Origin of the sequence: Sphingomonas sp. Ant H11 (assembly GCF_000797515.1) — a bacterium.
Lineage (GTDB): Bacteria > Pseudomonadota > Alphaproteobacteria > Sphingomonadales > Sphingomonadaceae > Sphingomonas.
Genome location: NZ_JSBN01000059.1, coordinates 1 through 21,336 on the forward strand (window position 1 = coordinate 1; position 21,336 = coordinate 21,336).

11 protein-coding genes and 5 pseudogenes are annotated in these 21,336 nt (G+C 65.0%); 6 read left to right on the top strand and 10 right to left on the bottom strand.

The features are described 5' to 3' along the window. On the top strand, positions 1-1,434 hold a 1,434-nt coding region (locus tag NW75_RS11760), incomplete at its 5' end, for an HAD-IC family P-type ATPase (RefSeq protein ID WP_033965423.1). Here NW75_RS11760 and NW75_RS11765 read toward each other — a convergent pair. From NW75_RS11765 to NW75_RS11780, 4 genes are all read right to left on the bottom strand, one after another. Further along, positions 1,410-2,495 (bottom strand): AI-2E family transporter, encoded by a 1,086-nt coding sequence (locus tag NW75_RS11765; protein ID WP_033965445.1) that lies wholly within the window; start codon positions 2,493-2,495, stop codon positions 1,410-1,412. The two genes, NW75_RS11760 and NW75_RS11765, sit on opposite strands and share 25 nt — an antisense overlap. Further along, positions 2,492-5,044, bottom strand: coding sequence for a cation-translocating P-type ATPase (locus NW75_RS11770; protein WP_197057798.1), 2,553 nt, complete (start codon positions 5,042-5,044; stop codon positions 2,492-2,494). Before NW75_RS11770 ends, NW75_RS11765 begins: the two co-directional genes overlap by 4 nt. A gap of 179 nt (positions 5,045-5,223) precedes the next feature. Beyond that, on the bottom strand, positions 5,224-5,562 hold the full coding sequence (locus NW75_RS11775; RefSeq protein ID WP_231565162.1) for a hypothetical protein: 339 nt from the start codon (positions 5,560-5,562) through the stop codon (positions 5,224-5,226). Between the two features lie 17 nt (positions 5,563-5,579). Continuing rightward, positions 5,580-6,335, bottom strand: coding sequence for a competence/damage-inducible protein A (locus tag NW75_RS11780; protein ID WP_033965424.1), 756 nt, complete (start codon positions 6,333-6,335; stop codon positions 5,580-5,582). A gap of 63 nt (positions 6,336-6,398) precedes the next feature. Here NW75_RS11780 and map point away from each other — a divergent pair. Then, positions 6,399-7,221: pseudogene (map, locus tag NW75_RS11785) on the top strand (type I methionyl aminopeptidase). A gap of 82 nt (positions 7,222-7,303) precedes the next feature. Here map and NW75_RS11790 read toward each other — a convergent pair. Then, the gene (locus NW75_RS11790; RefSeq protein ID WP_033965425.1) at positions 7,304-7,699 is read right to left on the bottom strand and encodes a DUF1842 domain-containing protein; all 396 of its coding nucleotides are present in this window, start codon (positions 7,697-7,699) and stop codon (positions 7,304-7,306) included. 468 nt (positions 7,700-8,167) lie between these two features. On the opposite strand from NW75_RS11790, the gene NW75_RS11795 reads away from it, so the two are divergent. The 3 genes from NW75_RS11795 to NW75_RS11805 all read left to right on the top strand — a co-directional run bounded on the left by NW75_RS11795 (position 8,168) and on the right by NW75_RS11805 (position 11,341). Beyond that, positions 8,168-8,506, top strand: coding sequence for a P-II family nitrogen regulator (locus tag NW75_RS11795; RefSeq protein ID WP_033965448.1), 339 nt, complete (start codon positions 8,168-8,170; stop codon positions 8,504-8,506). Between the two features lie 95 nt (positions 8,507-8,601). After that, entirely contained in the window at positions 8,602-10,026 is a 1,425-nt protein-coding gene (gene glnA / locus NW75_RS11800; RefSeq protein ID WP_033965426.1) for a type I glutamate--ammonia ligase, read from the top strand. Between the two features lie 598 nt (positions 10,027-10,624). After that, complete coding sequence (locus NW75_RS11805) at positions 10,625-11,341, top strand: alpha/beta hydrolase (RefSeq protein ID WP_231565163.1); 717 nt, start codon at positions 10,625-10,627, stop codon at positions 11,339-11,341. A 6-nt stretch (positions 11,342-11,347) separates the two neighbouring features. Here NW75_RS11805 and NW75_RS11810 read toward each other — a convergent pair. Further along, positions 11,348-11,787, bottom strand: a pseudogene (locus NW75_RS11810) (DUF983 domain-containing protein). 77 nt (positions 11,788-11,864) lie between these two features. Beyond that, positions 11,865-12,839 (bottom strand): quinone oxidoreductase family protein, encoded by a 975-nt coding sequence (locus NW75_RS11815; protein ID WP_033965427.1) that lies wholly within the window; start codon positions 12,837-12,839, stop codon positions 11,865-11,867. A 117-nt stretch (positions 12,840-12,956) separates the two neighbouring features. Here NW75_RS11815 and NW75_RS11820 point away from each other — a divergent pair. After that, positions 12,957-14,380 (top strand): annotated as a pseudogene (locus NW75_RS11820) (aldehyde dehydrogenase family protein). Between the two features lie 40 nt (positions 14,381-14,420). Here NW75_RS11820 and NW75_RS11825 read toward each other — a convergent pair. From NW75_RS11825 to NW75_RS11835, 3 genes and pseudogenes are all read right to left on the bottom strand, one after another. Next, on the bottom strand, positions 14,421-15,152 hold the full coding sequence (locus tag NW75_RS11825; RefSeq protein ID WP_033965428.1) for a hypothetical protein: 732 nt from the start codon (positions 15,150-15,152) through the stop codon (positions 14,421-14,423). 15 nt (positions 15,153-15,167) lie between these two features. Beyond that, positions 15,168-19,341, bottom strand: a pseudogene (locus tag NW75_RS11830) (translocation/assembly module TamB domain-containing protein). Then, positions 19,338-21,298 (bottom strand): annotated as a pseudogene (locus NW75_RS11835) (autotransporter assembly complex protein TamA). The pseudogenes NW75_RS11830 and NW75_RS11835 overlap by 4 nt, the downstream one beginning before the upstream one ends. Positions 21,299-21,336 lie beyond the last annotated feature (38 nt).

The following is a 21,336-nucleotide window of genomic DNA, read 5'->3' on the forward strand; positions in this document are numbered from 1 at the left end:
GCGTTGCTCGCCGCCGCGCCCGATGCGGATGCGGGCTGGACGCTGCTCGGACGCCACGCCTTCGACTTTGCGCGGCGGCTGGGATCTGTGGTCGCGACTGGCCCCGATGGCACGATCCTCATTGCCAAGGGTGCGCCCGAAGCCGTCCTCGCCTTGTGCACGTCGAGTCATGGGGGCAGCGTGATGGGTCCGAAGGAACGCGCCGCCGCGCTGGCGCAAGTCACGGCATTGGCCGGGCAGGAAGGCTTGCGCACGATCGCCGTGGCGTCGCGCGTCTGGACCGCCCCTGCGCAAACCGTGTCGGCAGCGGATGAAACCGGCCTCGTCTTCGAGGGTCTGTGTGCCTTTGCCGATCCGCCCAAGGCAACCGCCGCCGCAGCCATCGCCCGCCTGGCGGCAGCGGGAATCCGACTGAAGATCCTGTCGGGCGACGATCCGGTGGTGGTCAAGCGGCTGGCCGCGCTGGTCGGCATGAAGGCCGACCGCGTATTGTCGGGCTCGGACATCGCGCATCTGTCCGACGACGCGCTCGCGGTGCAGGTGCGGCATGTCGATGCCTATGGGCGGCTCGCGCCCGACCAGAAATCCCGCATCGTGCGGGCATTGCAGGCGCGCGGAGCGGTGGTCGGCTATCTGGGCGATGGCATCAACGATGCCCCGGCGCTCAAAGGGGCCGATATCGGCCTGTCGGTCGCGGGCGCAACCGGCGTCGCGCAGGCGGCCGCCGACATGATCCTGCTCGACAGCGATCTCGCGGTGGTCGCGGACGGCGTGGAAGAAGGGCGGCGGACCTTCGCCAACATCCTGAAATACATCCGCATGGGGGCCAGTTCGAACTTCGGCAACATGCTGTCGATGGCGGTGGCGTCGTTCTTCCTGCCGTTCCTGCCGATGTTGCCGACGCAGATCCTGCTCAACAACCTGCTCTACGACGTGTCCGAAATCGGCATTCCGTTCGACACCGTCCGCGCCGAGGCGATTGCGAAGCCACAAGTGTGGAACTTGCGCGACCTCGTAAAATTCGCGGCGATCATGGGGCCGCTCTCCTCGCTGTTCGACTTACTCACCTTTGCCGGGCTGGTGCTGCTGTTCCATGCCGCACCGCCTGAATTCCGTACCGCGTGGTTTCTGGAATCGATGGCGACACAGGTGCTGGTGATCTTCATCATCCGCACCAATGGCAGGCCGTGGGCAAACCGCGCGAGCCCGATCCTGACGATGACATCCCTGGGCGCGTTGCTGGTGGCGCTCATTTTACCCTTCACCCCGCTGGCGCACTGGCTGGGTTTCCAGACACCGCCACTGGCGATGACGGGCGGGATCGTTGCGGTGGTGGTCGCCTATCTGGTCTGTGCGGAGGGGCTGAAAGGCATTGCGATCAGGCCCAGCCGCCCATCACGCCACGCGCATCAGCGGACGTCGATACCCCGGTGAGCGTCGCGCGATCGCGAGAAAATCTCCCACGTGGCGATGAACATCGCCGCGATCACCGGGCCGACCACCAGCCCGTTAAACCCGAACAGTTCCAGGCCGCCAAAGGTCGAAATCAGCACAACATAGTCGGGCATTTGCGTGTCGCGGCCAACCAGGATCGGCTTCACCACATTGTCGACGCTGCTGATGATGAAAAACCCGCACAGCGCCAGCGCAATCCCCTGCCAGATCGCGCCAGTTGCGAGCAGATAGAGCGCCATCGGCACCCACACGATGCCCGTACCGATCGCGGGCAGCAGCGAGAACGCGCCCATCAGCACGCCCCACAGCAGCGCGCCGCCAATGCCGAGCGCCCACACGATCAGCCCGCCGATCATCCCCTGCAACACCGCGACGACCAGGCTGCCCTTGATCGTCGCGCGCACGACGGCGGCGAATTTGTCGAACAGCGCGCGGCGATATTCCGGAAGCAGCGGAATGGCATGTTCGACCTTGGCGACGATCTCGCGCCCGTCGCGCAACAGGAAGAAGCAGAGGTACAACATGATGCCGAGCGTCGCCAAAAGCCCGAACACGCTCTGCCCGAGGCTGAACGCGCGCCCCGCCAGCGAATCAAAGCTCTTGACCGCTCCGTCCGCGATCCGCGCGCGCACCGCGGCGAAATCGGTGAGGCCATAGCCCGCCAGTTGCTGTTGGACCCAGTTCGGCAAGCGCCCCTCGACCTGGAAGAACACGAGATCGAAATCGATCTTGCCCGACTTGATCTTGGCGTAGAGCCCCGCCGCCTGTTGCAGCAGCGCGCCGCCCAGCAGCACCGTCGGCAAGATCACCGCGAGCAGGATGACCAACAGCGTCAACACCGTCGCAACATTGCGGCGACCCCCAAGCCTGGCGGTCAACCAGTCGGTCAGCGGGGCGAACACGATCGCGGCGACCACCGCCCACACGATCGCACCGAAAAAGGGCGCGATGAGCCACGCGAAGACCAGCGACACGATAATGAGAAACGCGAGGAAGAACCCGCGTTCCAGGGAGAAGCCGCGCAAATCGGGTGCGGTCATGCCGCCGCCGGACGCGCGATTGCGCCACGCCGCATGATCGAGCGCACGACCGGCTTGCACAGTTCGAGCAGCACCAGCAGCCCCGCCCCCAAACCGACTGCGAACACCATGTCGATCCACGCGATCGACCCGAATTTCAGCAAGATTTGCGCGGCGGGCAGGAAGAAGATCAGACTGGCGATGACGACGATCGCCGCCAGCACGGCGCGCAGCGCGCTATTGTGTCGCGCAAAGGCCTCGATGATCGACGCGCCGAACGAGCGGTTGACGAGAATGAGTGCCAAAATTTCGGCGATCAGCGCGAAGAACACCAGCGCGCGGACCTCCACTTCGGGCATACCGCCGCGCACTTCCAGCAGGAACACGGTTGCCAGCATGGCAAAGGCCAACCCGCCCTGAAACACGCCCCACGCGATCATCGTCACGGAGAAGAGCGGTTCGTTCGGGTCGCGCGGCGGGCGTTGCATGATGTCTCTTTCCCCGCGCTCGGCCTCGAACACAAGCGCGCAGACGGGATCGATCACCATTTCCAGCAAGGCGATATGGATTGGCCCGAACAGAATCGGCATGCCAAACACCAGCGGCAGCAACGCCAGCCCCGCGATCGGCACATGCACCGCGAAGATGAACGCCATCGCCTTGCGGATATTGTCGTAAATCCGTCGACCGAGCGCCACTGCCTGCACGATTGCGCCGAAATCGTCGTCGAGCAGCACGATCGCCGCCGCCTCGCGCGCGACATCGGTGCCGCGCTTGCCCATCGCGATGCCGATGTGCGCCGCCTTTAGCGAGGGCGCGTCGTTGACCCCGTCCCCAGTCATTGCCACCACTTCGCCATCGGCTTTGAACGCCTGAACGATGCGCAATTTCTGTTCGGGCATGATGCGGGCGAACACCGTTACCGTCTTCAACCGCACGGCAAGCGCGGCATCGTCGAGCGCCGCCAGTTCATCGCCGGTCAGCATGTCCCCATCGGCGATTCCCGCCTGCGCCGCGATCGCCTTGGCGGTGGCGGCATAATCCCCCGTAATCATCGCCACGCGGATTCCCGCTGAGCGGCATTCGGCAACAGCCGCCTTCACCGTCGGGCGCAGCGGATCGGCCAGCCCGACCAAACCGACCAATTCGAACGCAAAGCCCGCCTGCGTTTCCGGCCAATCGGTATTGGCGGCGACCGCCGTCGCCACGCCGAGCACGCGAATGCCGCGCGCGGCCATCCGATCCACCGCCAGCGTCATACGGTCGCGTTCACCGGGTGCCAGCTTGCACAAATCGGCAATCGCCTCGGGTGCGCCCTTGGTCGCGACGATCAGCCGGTCGTCATCGGTGCGCCAGACATTGGACATGGCGAGCAGATCGGGCCGCAGCGCATAACCGTGGACGTGCGTCCAGTCAGGCCCCGTCGGCGCGCAGACTTCGACATGCGCCTGATGCAGCGCGATTTCCATCGGGTCGGACGGTTCCACCGCGCTGGCCAGCGCGGCCATGCACACGATCGGCCCGTAATCGGCAAAGGCGCAAGGTGCCTCCCCCAGCGTCGCATCCTCGCCCGAGGCCAGCCACAAAGCGACCACCGACATGCGGTTTTCGGTCAGCGTACCGGTCTTGTCGGTACACAGCACGGTTGCCGACCCCAGCGTCTCGATCGCCGCCGCGCGCCGCGTCAGCACGCCGACCGCGCCGATCCGCCACGCCCCCATCGCCAGGAAGATAGTGAGCACGACCGGAAATTCCTCGGGCAGCATCGACATGCCGATCGCGATCCCGGCGAGGATCGCCTCGATCCAGCCGCCGCGCAGCAGGCCGAACAGCACCACCACCGCCAGCGCCACCGCGCCCCCGCCGATCGCGCACCAGGTGACGATGCGAGTGGTTTCGCGCTGGAGCCGCGGCGCTTCGGTATCGAGCGTGGCGAGCGACTGGCCGATCTTGCCGATTTCGCTGCGAGGGCCCGTCGCGGTCACCTCGGCGATGCCGCTGCCCCGCGCGACCAGCGTGCCCGAATAGACATAGGGCTGATCCTCGCCGCCCGGACGGTGATCGGCTGATGGAGCGTCGGCTTGAACCGCCTTGCCGACCGCCAAAGACTCGCCGGTCAACAATGATTCATCGGCCTGAAGATCGTCCGCGCTGAGCAAGCGTCCATCGGCGGCGATGCGATCCCCCTGCTCCAGCACCAGCAGATCGCCGCACACCACCTCGCGCCCCGGAATGCGCAACCGCTCGCCCCCGCGAACGACCAGGGCGCTGGGTGCGGAGAGATCGCGCAGTGCCTCCAGCACCCGTTCAGTGCGGGTTTCCTGCACGACGGTGACGACCACCGAAAAACTGGCAAAGGCCAGCAGGATCAACGCCTCGGTCAAATCGCCCAGCAACAGGTAAGCCATGCCGCCTGCCAGCAGCAACGCGAACATCGGCTCCTGCACCACCTCGAACGCGATATGAAAGGTCGAGCGCCGCCCGGCGCGGGGCAAGGCATTGGGCCCGTCGCGCACCAGACGATCGACGGCTTCGGCAGGCGAGAGACCAGCGGGTCCGGGCGTCATCATGATGGCTTTCCCCGACACCGTGTCACCGGCGACACGATCCTGCCGACAGCGCAGGGTGCGCGCGCGATGACAGGAGCAATGCCGCGCCGCCCCAGCTTCTGCTATGCGTGCTTTCCCCTAGACGGAACCATGCCGAGCATGGCCGCTATGCTTCATCCGTTCACGCGATATGGTCTTTTCTAGCGCTTCTTGGGCTGGGGTACGCCGCTTACCCAGAAGATGCCGCCTGGCTGCAAGGCGATGACATATTGGCCGTGGTCGTCGCATTCGGCGATCCAGGTCGCCTTGCCGTCGATCGGCGCGTGCTTCTCCATCCGCACGATCTTCTGGCAGGTATAGCCGCCGTCGCGGATCGCACGGAACATCGTCGTCTGCTGTAACGAGGGCGACAACGCGTCGATCTTCGCTTCCATCGGATCATGCGTCGCTGCGGCGGCGGGCTTGTCGCTGCCGCTGGGGCTGCCATCGCACGATGCCAGCGCCGCCGTCAGGATCATCGCCACACAGATACGTTTCATCATGTCGCTCCTGTCCTTCAAATCCCGCCCGCCACAACCGTCCGCCCGGTCGCCTCCAACGCGCGCGTCAAGTCCGCGATACAGCGGTCGGCCAGCGCGGCGTCGGTCGCGCGCACCACGAAATTGGCACCGGTGCGCCCGTCGCGAAAGAAGGGATAACTCCCAATTGCCACGCCCTCATGGCTTTTTTCGGCCTCGCGCAGCAGGTCGGCGATTTCGCTCTCGCCGACCCAGCAGCCGATCGTGCGCGACAGCACCGGCAACCCGCCCTCCAGCGTGCCGGTCAGCGCGTCGAGCATCCCCGCCGTTATGTGCGGTACGCCGGCCATGATGAAAATATTGCCGACGCGGATGCCCGGCGCGCCCGACATGCGGTTCTCGATCAGGTCGGCCCCTTCGGGCACGCGCGCCATGCGCTTGCGCGCCTCGGTCAGGCCGCCGCGCGTGGTGTAATAGGCCTCCAGCACCGCCACCGCTTGCGGGTGGTGGACCACCGGGACGCCGAGCGCCTCGGCAATGGCATCGACGGTGATGTCGTCATGCGTCGGGCCGATGCCACCGGTGGTGAACAGGTAATCGTTGCGCGCGCGCAGCACGTTGACCGCCTCGACGATCGCTGCGGTCTTGTCGGGCACAACGCGCACCTCGGCCAGCCGGATGCCCTGCACGTTCAGCCAGGTCGCGATTTGCGCGATATTCTTGTCCTGCGTGCGGCCCGACAGGATCTCGTCGCCGATCACCGCCAGCGCGGCCGTCCAGATGCGTGTCGTCATGCTTCCCGCATAGCCCGCATCGTGGCCCTCGCAAAGCCCAAGCGGCTTCGCTATATCGCGGGGATGACCGAATATGTAACCGTAACCGCCGACGCGCCCACCGCCCGTACCGGTGCCATCAAGCTTCATGGGCCCGAAGCCTTTGCAGGTATGCGTGCCGCCGGAAAACTCGCCGCCGAAGCGCTCGACATGATCGTGCCGCACATGGTGCCCGGCATGGCCACCGCCGAACTGGACGCGATGATCCGCCGTTTCATCGTCGAACGCGGCGGCGTGCCCGCAACGCTGGGCTATCGTGGCTATACGCATTCGAGCTGTATCTCGACCAATCATGTCTGTGCCACGCATTCCCAGCGACAAGACGTTGAAAAATGGCGACATCGTCAATGTCGACGTCACCCCGTTGCTCGACGGCTGGCACGGCGATAGCAGCCGCATGTATTTGATCGGCGACGTGCCGATCAAAGCGAAGCGGCTGGTCGAGGTAACCTATGAATGCCTGATGCTCGGCATCGAAGCCGCCAAGCCGGGCAACCATCTGGGCGACATTGGCGACGTGATCCAGCGCCACGCCGAAAAGCACCGCTATGGTGTGGTGCGCGATTTCTGCGGCCACGGCGTCGGCCGCCTGTTCCATGATGCGCCCGAAGTGGTCCATGCCGGTCGCCCCGGCACCGGCCCCGAACTGAAGCCCGGCATGATCTTCACGATCGAGCCGATGATCAACACCGGTCGCCCCGACGTGAAGGTGCTCGACGATGGCTGGACGGCGGTGACGCGCGACCGTTCGCTGTCGGCGCAGTTCGAACATTCGATCGGCATCACCGAGACCGGCTGCGAGATCTTCACGCTCAGCCCCGGCGGGTTCGACAAGCCGCCTTATTGAAATTTGATCCCCGATCGGTCTTAGCGAGACATCCGAAAGGCAGCATGGGGCGAGGCGGCCCCGCCCCACGCTGCCGCTAGGTTCAGCTGACTTTGCTTACCGTGCCGTGCGTAATGGTGTGGTTACCATAGGTATAAGTGCCAACGCCGTTCCATTCCGCATCGACGGCCAGCGCCGCCGAGAAGTGCGCCAGATAGCTGCCGATCGCGGGCGGCGGCACCGACACGACATATTCACCATGCAGCGCGATAAGCCGTGTATCGTGCCCGAAACCGGTATGATGCAGCACGCCGCTGACGGGAAATTCGATCGATCCGTAGGGCGGCGGCAGCGACTGCGTAATGTGCGCCGTGCCATGGATTTGACCAGAAACCGCATTGACCAGCAGCGACAAATGCAAGGTGGGAGCACCGACGATCGGCTCAACGCCGAGCTGGACCAACAGCTTTACTTGATAAAGACCTACTGCTTCAGACATGGTTTATCTCCTGCTTCTTGAGAGAATAAAACAACACGTCGAGGATTGAGTCGTTACGCGCATCGTACATTTTCGGTATAATTCTTACACTGACGCCCTTGAACGCCCTTCAAGGGTATAATGCACGACTCCCGACTCGACCTCCGAAGAGTATCATTTCTCTCTTTGAGTCCAAAGCCGCTTTTGTCGCGTAAGCAGCTGAACCAACATCACTCCTTCGATAAATTTCTTGCGGGTGCAGAAGTTTTTTATTTCATCTTTTTTGGTTCAATCGAGCCGACGCGACCACGCGCACTCGCATGCGCGACGGCATCGTCGTGCCTGCCAATCCGGCAATTCCCCCGCCTCCTGCCCATTTGTTGAGCATCGTGACATGGGTGCCGACCGGGTCCGCCCGCGCTTTTGCGCCCCTCGCGCGGCTGGCACGGATGTTGTAAGGTGAACCGACAGAATGGGAGTGCGTGCTGCGTGAAAAAGATCGAGGCGATCATCAAGCCGTTCAAACTCGATGAGGTGAAGGAGGCGCTGCACGAGGTTGGCGTCAGCGGCATCACGGTGACCGAAGCCAAGGGGTTCGGTCGTCAAAAGGGGCATACCGAACTGTATCGCGGCGCGGAATATGTGGTCGACTTCCTGCCCAAGGTAAAACTCGAAGTGGTGGTGGAGGATTCGCTGGCGGAACGCGTCGTCGAAGCCATTGCCGCTGCCGCGCAGACCGGGCGCATCGGCGACGGCAAGATCTTCGTCATTCCGGTCGAAACCGCGCTGCGCATCCGCACCGGCGAACGCGACGAGGATGCCATTTGACGCAGCGCAATATCTTGTGACAACGCGATCATCCTAGTGGAATGTGATTCCCGAATTGCTCGGGCTATTGATCGATAACGAAAGGGCGTGGGGACATGGCGAATTCGGCTCCAAACACTGCGAGCGACGTACTGAAGATGATCAAGGAGCAGGAGATCGAGTGGGTCGATCTGCGCTTCACCGATCCCAAGGGCAAATGGCAGCATTTGACGATGGTCGCCGGCGTTGTCGGCGAAGATGAGCTGACCGACGGCTTCATGTTCGACGGCTCCTCGATCGAGGGCTGGAAGGCGATCAACGAATCCGACATGATCCTGAAGCCCGATCTGGACGCCGTGTGGACCGATCCGTTCTCGGCAACGCCGATGCTGATCCTGGTGTGCGACATCGTCGAGCCCTCGACCGGCGAACTCTATGCCCGCGATCCGCGCTCGACCGCCAAGCGCGCCGAGGCGTATCTGAAGACCACCGGCATCGGCGACACCGTGTATATCGGGCCGGAAGCCGAATTCTTCATGTTCGACAACGTCCAGTTCGAGAACAGCTATTCGACCAGCTATTACAAGATCGACGATATCGAGCTGCCCACCAACACCGGCACCTCGTATGAAGGCGGCAACCTCGGCCACCGTCCGCGCGCCAAGGGCGGTTACTTCCCGGTCGCGCCGGTCGACAGCGCCGTCGATATTCGCGGCGAAATGGTTTCGACCATGCTCGAAATGGGCCTGCCGTGCGACAAGCATCACCACGAAGTGGCGGCTGCCCAGCACGAGCTCGGCCTCACTTTCGGCACGATGACGCTGACCGCTGACCGCATGCAAATCTACAAATATGTCTGCCACAATGTCGCGCAGGCTTACGGCAAGACCGTCACCTTCATGCCCAAGCCGATCAAGGAAGATAACGGCTCGGGGATGCACACCCATCTGTCGATCTGGGACAAGGGCCAGCCGCTGTTCGCGGGCAATGGCTATGCCGGCCTGTCGGACACCTGCCTGTATTTCATCGGCGGCATCATCAAGCACGCCAAGGCGGTGAACGCCTTCACCAACCCGACCACCAACAGCTATAAGCGCCTGGTGCCGGGTTACGAAGCCCCCGTGCTGCTCGCGTATTCGGCGCGCAACCGCTCGGCCTCGTGCCGCATTCCCTATGGCACCGGCCCCAAGGCAAAGCGCGTCGAAGTGCGCTTCCCCGACGCGATGGCCAACCCGTATCTGTGCTATGCGGCGCTGTTCATGGCCGGCCTCGACGGCATCCAGAACCGCATCCACCCGGGTGAGGCGATGGACAAGAACCTGTACGACCTGCCGCCGGCAGAACTGGCCGAAGTGCCGACCGTCTGCGGTTCGCTCCGCGAAGCGCTCGAGAGCCTGGCCGCCGATCACGACTTCCTGCTCAAGGGCGATGTGTTCTCGAAGGACCAGATCGAATCGTACATCGAGCTGAAGATGCAGGACGTGGCGCGGTGGGAAATGACGCCGAGCCCGGTCGAATTCGATATGTACTACAGCTACTGAGGCTGCCGTGCCGGCAGCCGGTGGGGACAAGGCGAAGCCAAAGTCCCCACAGGAGCTGTCGGCCGGCCTCGCTCTAGCGAGGACCGACGGCGTGGCTTTGCCACGACGCGATTTTTAGGAGGGCGTCCGGAGCGATCCGGACGCCCTTTTTCTGTTTCGCAATTACCGTGCACACGACTGACGCCCCGCTCGAAGTTCCCAATCGAGAACGTTGCGATTGGCGCGACGCGTGGGCGCGGCTAACTTCGGGTAGTGCAACCAAGCGATTCTTGAACCACAGGCTGCGCATTCAATCAGGAGATACGGCGTGTCGCGGTTCCGGTTCGTCATGCCCTCGCTCCTCGCAGCCTGCATCGCCGGAGCGGCCTCTGGGCAGACTGCCAAGTCCGATAGCACGCCAGCTCGTGTCGAGATTCCAAAGGACGAACGCGAAGGCGTATGGCAAGCCCCCGCCGAGGGTGTGCAGATGCCGCTATGGCCTGCGAACGTCGCCCTCGCCAAGCCCGACAGCGGCGATCGTCTCGAGGCAACGGGCAATGGCACCGGTCTGGTCGGCGGGCGCAAATGGCATTGGGCAACCTATGTCACACGACCGACCATGACCGTCTATCGCCCCAGGGGGCAAAACAACGGTGCCGCGATGTTGGTCCTGCCGGGCGGCGGCTTTGAAGTCGTCGCGACGGATTTGGAAGGCACCGAAATCTGCGAGTGGGTGGTCCAGCAGGGCATCACCTGCGCCATGCTCAAATACCGGACGCCGCAAGCCTGGCCGGCGAAGAACGGAAAACAGCAGCGGCCAAAGGTGTTGCTGGCTTTGGAGGACGCCCAGCGCGCGATGGGCTTGCTGCGACAGGACGCGTCTACCTACGGAATCGATCCGCATAAGATCGGCGTGATCGGTTTTTCGGCAGGTGCCTATCTCGCCGCGAACATGAGCAACACGGAAGACCGCACCTATCCGCCTGCCGACGCGGCAGATCAACAATCCCCGCGGCCGGACTTCGCCATCATCGCCTACACGGCGCGAATGCTGGACACCAGCAAGGGGCGGAACAGCCTCGAATTGCAGCCTTGGGTAAAGATCAGCCCGAAGGCACCGCCGACGCTCATCCTGCACGCCATGAACGATCCGGTGGACAATATCCGGCAGCCCATGGCCTATGCGCTTGCGCTGAACGACGCGGGCGTGCCGGTCGATCTACGGCTCTATGCTAGGGGCGGCCATGCATTCGGGATGCGACCAACCGCCGATCCGATCACCACGGAATGGCCGGGACAGGTCAGGCAATGGCTGCACGACATCGGGATATTATGACGCCCCTCACTCATCAAACGCGGTCCCGCCCTTCTCCACCGTCCGCCCGTTCAACTGCCCCCACAATTGCGCGGTCCCCGCCTCATGCGCCTTGTTCACATATTGCGAGGCGACCAGCCATCCTTTGATCGGGCGTAGCGGCAACAGGCATCCCGCCAGCATCAGCGGCAGCGAGGTGACGGCATGGACCCAGAAAGGCGGCTGAACGCCACCTGGAACCACACCACCACGAACAGCAGCGGAAACGCGACGATGCACAACGAGAAGAAGGCGGGGCCGTCATCGGGCGAGGCGAAGCTGTAATCCAGCCCGCACACCTCGCAGCGATCGACCACCTTCAGCCATGACCGGAACATATGCCCCTTGCCGCAGCGCGGGCACAGGCCCTTGGCACCGGATTTGAAGATCCAGCGCCATTTTTCGCCCTCGGTCTGTGTGTCCGCCATGTCTGATCCAACCTTTTCGCTGCCGCCTAGATAGGAACCCGCGCCCCGACTGCGATGAGACAAAATGCCCAAGGCGGTTACACGGTCAGCACGGTCGCTCCACACGTCTCCCCGGCTTCCAGCGCGCGGTGCGCGGCGGCAGCGTCTTCCAGTGCGAAGGTCTGGCCGATTTCAGGGGTGATCGCGCCTGAGCGCAGCATCGCGAACACGCGGTCGATCCCGGCCTGGCGCTCCTCTGGCGTGACATAATAGCTGAACAGCGTCGGGCGGGTGACGAACAGCGATCCGCGCGCCGACAGGATGCCGAGGTCGACCCCGGTCACCTTGCCACCGGCATTGCCGAAGCTGACGATCAGCCCGCGCCGCGCGGCACTCGCCAGCGAAACCTCCCAGGTCGCCATGCCGACCCCGTCGAAAATGATCGGCACGCCCGCGCCGTCGGTCAACTCGCGCACGCGCTGCGCCACATCTTCGCTCTTGTGCAGCAAGACGTGGTCGGCCCCCGCCGCCTTGGCCTGTACGGCCTTTTCCGTGCTGCCAACGGTGCCGATCACGGTCGCACCGATCGCCTTCAACCAGCCGACCAGCAAATGCCCGGTGCCACCTGCCGCCGCATGAACCAGAACGGTCTGTCCGGCCTGTACGCGCGCGCAGCGCTCGACCAGAAATTCGGTGGTGCACCCTTTGAGCAACACGGCGGCAGCGGTCTGATCGCTAATATCGTCGGGCAGTTTCAGAAGGATCTTGGCGGGAACGTTACGCTCGGTCGCATAGGCACCAAGCGCGGGGCCGAACGTGCCGACGCGGTCGCCCGGCGCAAAATCGGTAACCCCCGGTCCAACCGCCACGACCACCCCCGCCGCTTCGGAGCCAAGGCCGCTCGGCAGGTTGACCGGATAAACGCCCTTGCGGTGATACACGTCGATGAAGTTCAGGCCGACCGCGACATTGCGCATCCGCACCTCGCCGGGGCCGGGATCGGGCAAATTGACATCGACCCATTGGATCACTTCGGGGCCACCAATACGGTCGATCCGCGCAACGCGTGCCATCTGCCTATCTCCTTATCGAACCGCCCTAACCGACGACGTACGTTTCGGGTTGCAACCTATTTCGCCCCGCTCCATTTGTCGTCGCGTACCAGAAATTCAAGACGGTGGAGAGCGGCGATGAAGAGCTACCTCAAACAGTATATCAACGGTGCGTGGGTCGACAGCATCGGCGGCACGCGCCACGCGGTGATCAACCCCGCGACCGAGCAGCCCTGCAGCGAAATCGCGCTCGGCACCGCCGCCGATGTCGATGCCGCCGTCGCCGCCGCGCGGACAGCGTTCGAGACCTACTCGCAGACCACCGTCGCCGAACGCGCCGCCCTGCTCGAGCGAATCATCGAGGAATATAAGAAGCGCATTCCCGACCTCGCGCAGGCGGTCAGCCAGGAAATGGGCGCACCGATCGGCTTTGCCACGGCAGCGCAAGTCCCCGCCGGGCTTGGGCATTTCATCTCGACGCTAAAGGCGCTCAACGCCTTCCAGTTCGACGAACAGCTCGGCCGCGCGCGCGTGGTGCATGAGCCCCTCGGCGTCGTCGCGATGATTACGCCGTGGAACTGGCCGCTCAACCAGGTCACCGCCAAGGTCGCGCCTGCCCTTGCGGCAGGCGACACGATGATCCTGAAGCCAAGCGAGGAATCGCCCGGCTGCGCGGTGATTCTGGCCGAAATCCTCGATGCCGCGGGCGTGCCGGCGGGCGTGTTCAACCTCGTCAATGGCGATGGCGCGGGCGTCGGCTCGGCGCTGTCGGCGCACCCGGACGTGGATATGGTCAGCTTCACCGGATCGACTCGCGCAGGGATCGCGATCGCGCAGTCGGCGGCGGCAACGGTCAAGCGCGTGCATCAGGAACTGGGCGGCAAGGCGGCCAATCTGGTGATCGAAGGGGCCGATCTTGCAGCGGTGCTGCCCCCGACGGTGCAAGGCGTGCTCGCCAATTCGGGCCAAAGCTGCATCGCGCCCACGCGCCTGCTGGTGCACAAAAGCCAGGTCGCGGACGCACCGGCATCGTCAAGGCGATGATGGAGGGCACACCAGTGGGCGACCCGGCCGAAATGGGCGCGCATATCGGCCCGGTCGTCAACAAGGCGCAGTTCGACAAAATCCAGGGGCTGATCCAGTCGGCGATCGACGAAGGCGCGACGCTGGTCACCGGCGGTACCGGGCGGCCCGACGGACGCAATGTCGGCTATTACATCAAGCCGACGCTGTTCGCCGACGTTACTCCAGACATGCGCATCGCGCAGGAGGAAGTGTTCGGCCCGGTCGCCACGATCATCGCCTATGACACCGAAGAGGAAGCGGTGAAGATCGCCAACGGCACGCCCTACGGCCTGTCCGCAACGATCTCGGGCGATCCCGCCAAGGCCGCCAAAATCGCACCGCGGCTGCGCGCCGGGCTGGTGACGATCAATTCGTGGAGCCCCGACGGCAACGCGCCGTTCGGCGGCTACAAGCAATCGGGCAATGGACGGGAAAACGGCAAGTTCGGGCTGACCGACTTTATGGAAGTCAAGACCGTGATCGGCGAGCCTGCCTGAGCCATGCGCGGGCGGCACCTAGCCGCCTGCGCATGATCGGTTAAGGCGTTACGCCGGTTTGCGGGCGGGCGGGCTGAAGCTTTTCAGCGTGAAGCTCGCGCCCTCGCGCACGATATGGTGCTTGGGCGGCAGCGGCTTTTGCGGGGGCCGCTGCGTTTCGGCAGTTTTGGGCAGATCCGGCATTGGCTTTACCTCCAGGGCGGCACCGCTCGCTCGGAGTGGTGAACGCCTCTGCCAGCAATATAGTCGCTTCCGCGCAGAATGCGAGCAGGAAGCCGGTCATCACGAATAGCAGTACCTGGCTCCGAGCCTTGGCCTTCGCAACGTTGTTTCGCCTGTTGCGTGTCGCGGCATCGGCGAACTCACCGATCATCAGCGTCCGCAAATCGTCGCGAACCAGACCGTCTCGCTCGACCGCTTTCTTGCCAATGTCCTGATAGAAGGTGCCCAAGGTCTGCGCATAATCCAGGATTTCGACATCATTGGGCGGATAACGATAGTCGCGCAGGCGGATGACATCCCAAAACCAGCGCCCCGCGATGACAAAGCACCCGACCGATCCAACCAACAGAAACACCACCGCGATCGTCCAGCCCGGATCGCGCACCGAAAAGGCCGAGCGATAAATGCTCGGCAGGACGGCGACGGCAAGGCCCAGGATCGCCGCGAAAAACGGCAGCGAGCGCCAGATTGCCTCATCGGCGTCCAACTCACGCTTGTAGGAGTCCGCAAACAGCGCCGAGAGATATTCGTCGGTCTTGGTTTCCGCCACCGCCTGCTCCCCGCCTCAATAATCCTTCGATACGCGCAAGTTTGCGCTTTGCCTTCCCAGCGTCGAGATCGTCGACAGCACCGACAGCCAACGCGTCACCTGGAACTCGACCTGCGTCGCCGAATAGCCGGCTCCGTCGGTGACGATCTCGGCATAAAAGCGCCGCGTGATGTATTTGCCCGCCGCGACCGAGGTGCCCTGCCCGGTCTGCGCGTCGGCGGGAAGGATGCGCAAGCGGTCGAGCCCGGCCACGCGGCGGACCGCGTTGATCGGATCCAGCCCGCCTTTGCCGTTCTGCAGCGCCGCCACTGCCGAGGCCAGTTGCAACGCCTCGGGGGCGGACAGATTGGTGATCGACGTGCCGAACAACAGCCGCGACAGCAATTCGTCCTGCGGCAAGGCAGGCACGCTGGAGAAGGTGATTTCGGGCTTGAGCGCCGGGCCGGTGACGTTGATCGAGGCGTTCAGCCCGGTAGTGTTGGCATTGGCCGAGATATCCAGCGCCGGATTGGCGGGGACTTCGCCGGCAAACAGGATCTTGCCGCGTTCGAGCGCAAAGCTGCGCCCGGCGAAATCGTAATTGCCCTGCACCAGATCGGCGCGACCGGTGATCGCGGGATTGTCGGGCGCGCCGCCGATCTTGAGGTCCGCCGACCATTCGCTGCGCAGGCCAAGTCCGGTGACCAGTACCTGATTGGCCGCGCGCGCATGGATGGCGAGCTGCCACGGCGCGCGCGGCGCTTCATCATCCTCAGCGCCGCCGCCGGGCACGTTGATTTCGCGAATGGCGAGTTGCGGCACCGCGCTGGCGGCGCTTGCTTGGCCCAGGCGATAGCGCGCCTTGTCGAGCTTCAGATCGCCCGAAATCGTCCCCCCTGCCCCATCCGACTGGAAGCGCAACGGGCCGGTGACGGTTGCGCCGATATCGTCGCGCGCGATCATCACCGCATGATCGGTCTGCAAGGTCAGATCGAGCCCGAGGCCGTTCTTCGCCGCGAAATCGAAGGTGCCGCTGCCGTTGACGTGCCCGCCCTTGCCTGCCTCTGCGGCGAAGCGATCGATCGTGAGGCGTGACCCGCCAAAGCGTCCGGCCGCCTGCACATTGGTCAAGACGGTGCCGGTCGTCGCGCTTTCGATGCGCGCCCCCTTGGCCTGGACAACGCCGCTGATCTGCGGGTTGGCGATCGTGCCGCCCACATCCGCGCGATCGCGACCGGGCCGGTAAGATCGAACAGTTCAACCCCGGTCAGTCGCCAGATAGTGTCGGCAGGCCCATCATAACGAAGCTGCGCAAACGCCCCCGCATTGGACACACGCGTCGTCAGATCGGGCCCTGCAGGCAATGTAAGCAACATTTGCGCGCGGCCCACGGTCTTGCCACCGGTGGCGGCGACCGCGCGCGCGGCGATGCGGTCGGGCGACAGCACTCCGGCAATCCCGACATCGACCGGGCGCGACGACAGGATCAATCCCGAACGGGTGAGCCCGCGCACCGTCATGTCGATCTTGCCCGTCGGGGCAGCGCCGCCGCCCTGCGCATAGGACAAGGTGCCGGAGGCGTTGCCGCCCAGCCCAAGCCCCGGATAACCAATATCGAGGATCGACAGCGGCATCCGCGCCAGCGTCGCGTCGATCGCGCTCGATTTGCCGGTGAAGCGGCCCGACAGCTTGGCATCGCCACCGGAAAAAGTGAGATCGGTCGCGGCCAGACGCCAGCCATCGCCATCGCGCGTAAACACCGCCGGTGTAACGAGCTTCAGCGGACGACGATCGAGCGTGCCCTGCGCCGTGACGGTATAATTGTCAGGGGTCACGCGGATGAGCGACTGGATATCGAAGGCGCGCCCGCTCGACCCGGCAATCGAGGCGGTGATGGTGCCGGTACCGCCGCGCAACGAGGCGCGCGCGGCAAAGCGCCCGATCACCAGCGCCCCGCGCCGCAGCCCCGCGCCGTTCACGCTCGCCTCGATCGACGTTCCCGCCGGATCGAGCAGCGCCACCGCATCGAGATGCCCGCGCCGCAGCACCACCGCATCGCTCAATCGTGCCGCCGTCGCATCCAGATGCGCTTCGATCCGCTGATGCTCGCCCACCGGACGGAACAGCAATGCGCCCGACAAGCCGCCACCCGCAACGGCAAGCGTCCCGTCGAACCCGCCGGGCACGATCGCAGCGGGCCTTTGGCGTGCGTGCCGCTCACCGCCAGATCGGCGATTGCGATCGTCCCGTCGCCGCCCTTGGGCAGCAGGATCGCGCCATTGCCGCTGAACGCCCCCAGCCGCGACCCGCCGCGCGCGGTGAAGGTAAAACCCTCGGCGGTCGGATCGAGATGTGCGACCACGTCGCTCAAACCCATCGTGTCGTTGGGGCTTTTGAACACCAGATCGAGCGTCGGATGGTCGATCTTGCCGTCGAGCTTCAACGTCAGCGGGCCATAGGTTGCTTGCTGGCCAACCCCTTCGAAATGGAAGGTGCCGTCGCGGCGGCGATAGCCATTGCCGGTGATGCGGATTTGCGGCGCGGTCAGCACGAGATGGTTTAGGTGCAGGATCCCGTCGGGGGTCCGCTCAAGCCCGCTGACAAGGCGCGGCAGCCCACCCGCCAGCGACCGGAAGAACGCATTCTCCAGCGTCAGCATCCGCGCCGTGCCCTGCCCGACGACGCGCGTGCCGTGGCCGCCCGGACCGGGCACCGCCTTGAGCGTCGTCTGCACGTCGACCACGCCGAGCCCCGGGATACGATATCGCCCAAGCCCGCCGTTCAGGCCGATGTCATAGCGCCCGTCGCTGAGATCGAGCAGCAGATTGATGCGCCCGTTGAGCTTGTCCGACGTCAATTTGAGATCGTCGCCGATGACGAGCTTTGAGGTCACCCGCAGCACGCCATCGATCGTAAGATTGCGCAGGATACCGCCCGCCACGTCGCCAACCCCGGTAACCCGCGCCGCCACAGCGTGGATCGGCAGCAGCACGGGCTGTTTCGACAAATGCCCGCGCCCGGCGGCGTGGAAATCCTCAAAGCCCGTATTGTCAAAGGCGAAGCGCACCGCGGTCAGGCGATAGTCGAAGGCCGCTGTAGCGAAACGGCCATCGAGGATCGTGCGCAATTCGATCGCGCGCCCGGTCATGTTGGGGAACAAAGCCGGTGGCCGCAGCAGGGTCGCGTGGAGCCGCACAGTGCGATAGGCGCTTTCAGCCAGATCGAGCGTGCCGTCGGCCGTGAGGCTGAGCGACACCGAACGCAGCGCGAGCGTGCCCTTGAGCTGCCGGTCGACCAGCGTCGCGCCGCCATTGACCAGCACGCGCGGGGCGGTCAGCCGTTCGAGCTTGCCATGCACCAGCGGGGCAGGCGTCAGGACACCCGAAAGCGTATAGGCCCCGGCCCGGTTGGTCAGCGCGAGATCGACCAGCCGCGTCGGCCCGACATCGGCAATCGCGCTGCCCTGCCAGCTCTGCCAGCTTCCCTTGCCGGCAATGTCGAGCGCAATCGGTCGCGCGACCCCCGCGAGCTTGGCGAGCACGCCCTTGGCGCTGCCGCGCGCCTGCGCCGCGACCTCCAGCCGGTTACGATCGGGCTCGGCGTCGAGGTGGACGCGCAGCCGGTCACTCCCTGCCACCATCGCTGCAAGATCGATCAGCGCGCGGCGATTGTGGATGTCCGCGCGTGCCCGCAACCGCCCGATCCGCTCCACCCCGGTCACCGCGCGCCCGACGATCAGCCGGTCCACCGCCAACGCCCCGATGCGAATATCGAACCCCGGCAGGATCGGCCCCTTGGTCTCGGTCGGGCGCGTCTCGGGCAATTTGGCCAGTGTCGCGCTCGGGATGCGCAAGCTGGTGATATCCAGCCGATTGTCGAGCCAGCGCAGCGGCGACCAATGCAGGTCGGCACGCGGTGCCGCAAACACCAGTCCCTTCGGGTCGCGCACGCGCACATCGATCAGCGTCGCGCGGTTGTAGATCGATCCCTCGATCCGCCCGATGCTGTAGCGCAAGCCATTGGCGGGCCGCAGTCCGGATATGGTATCGGCGATCATCCGGTGCCCGATCGCGGTATCGACCAGCCCCAGCGCGGCGAGCAGCACCAGCAGCAGGCCGAGCACCGCACCCAGCACAATCCGCCCCCAATGGCGGCGGCGCGGCGGGACCGGTGCGGCTTCGACCGTCTCCGGGAGCGAGTCCCAGGTCAAAACGCCTGCCCCAACGAGACGTAGACGGCCACGCGCGGATCGCCCTTGGCGGGGTTTACCGGCGTGCCGACATCGATGCGGATCGGCCCGAAATTGGAATAATAGCGCACGCCAATGCCGGTGCCGTAGCGCATTCCGCCCAGCGTCGGGATGCCGCCGGTGTAGATGTTGCCGCCGTCGAAGAACGGCACCACGCCGAAATGGCCAAACGCCTTGACCCGCGCCTCGAGCGAAAATTCGGCAAGGCTGCGCCCGCCGATCGGATCGTTATTGGGGTCGCGCGGGCCGATGTCCTGATAGCCATAACCGCGCACCGACGCCCCGCCGCCGGCGTAGAAGCGCCGCGACGGTGCCACCGCATCGCGCGGCGCGCCCGCGATCGTGCCCAGGCGGATACGTCCGGCCAGCACCGCACCGGTCGTGATCGGCTGGTAGGCGCTGGCGTCGATCTGCATCTTGGCATAGCCAAAGATCGATCCTTCCAGCGACGCCTCGGGCGAGAAGCGTCCGCTCAGGCGGAAGCCGCGCGTCGGGTTGAGCAAATCGTTCGACCCGTCATAGCTGAGCGAGGTCGGCAGGGCGGCAATGAAATAGGTACGCCGACGCGGGGCACCGGTGGTGACGATCACATCGCGCTCGTCCGACGCGGCAAGCTCCCCGCCCAGCGACCAGGTCCACTTCTTCTGGAAGAAGATGTTGGTCTGCCGCTCCAGGCTGCCCGAGAGCGACACGGTGCGCGCCTGATAGGCGGTGCGCTTCAAGTTGGAGGCAGCCGCCTGAAAGGTCAGCACGCGGTCGCGCCCTTCGAAATTGTTGCGGCGGAAGATGACGCTCGCCAATTGCTCCTCGGTGCCGAGCACACCGCGCAGCGTCAGCGCGCCTCGGGCGGGAACAGATTGCGGTGCGTCCAGCTCACTTCCGCGCGCGCGCCTTCGCCAGTGCCATAGCCAAGCTCCCCGGCAATGGTGTGCGGCGGTGCCGGTTCCAGGCCGACCGCAATATCAACCGTGCCCGGCTCAGTGCCTTCGACGGGCTCGATCTTGGTCGAGGAGACCAGCCCGGTCTGAATCACCGCCCGCCGCAAGTCGACCAGCGCAGAGGCATCATAGGTCTGGCCGGGGACGAAGCGGGCAATGTCCTGCACATGCTTGGCCCCGAACACCTTGTCGCCCGAAGTCATCACGATCTTGCCGAAGCGGCGCTCGGCCCCCGGTACCACCGCCATATCCAGCGTGGCGGTGTGCGCGGCGCGATCGACGACGATTTGCGGATCGCCAACCACGGCAAACGGGAAACCGCGATCGTTGATCGTGGTGCGCAGGCTCGTCTCGCCCGCGACCACGGCATCCGAATTGACGGCATCGCCCGGATTGACCCCGAAGGCGTGGCGAAGCGTTTGCGCCTTCGCGCCGGCCGCTTCCACCCCTGCGACGTTGACACCCGCGAAGGTGTAGAGTTGCCCCGGCTCGGCATCCAGCACGACCAGCGGTCGCGCAGCCGGTTCCACCCGCGTCGTCACGTGCGCGTCGTAATAGCCTTCGGCGCGCAGCAATGTCGTGAGCAGGGTTGCGTCCTCGCGCGCGCGGCGATCGAGCTGCGCGGCATTGGCGGGTTGGCCGACATTGGCTTTCAGCGTCGACAACTGGGCGAAACGATCGCTGAGCAGGCTACTCGCGACATCGTCGATCCCGTCGACGCGGAAATCATAGCGGGTGTCCCCGGTCAGCGCGGTTGGCGTATCCGCCGAAACCGGCTCGGGCGGGGCCTTGGACAAATCGGGCCAGTCGACCCCCAACCCCGGCAACGGCGCAAGCGGCGATTGCGGATCGAGCGGCGATACCTTGGGGTCAGCCGGATCGGTCGACGGACGCACTTGCGCCATCGCACGCGGGCAAAACACACAAAGGACTCCGGCGGCGGCCAACGACACGCCCCGCCGCCCGACCGACAACGCCATGGCTCGTCCTAGCCCGGCTGCGCCCGCAGTGACAGGGG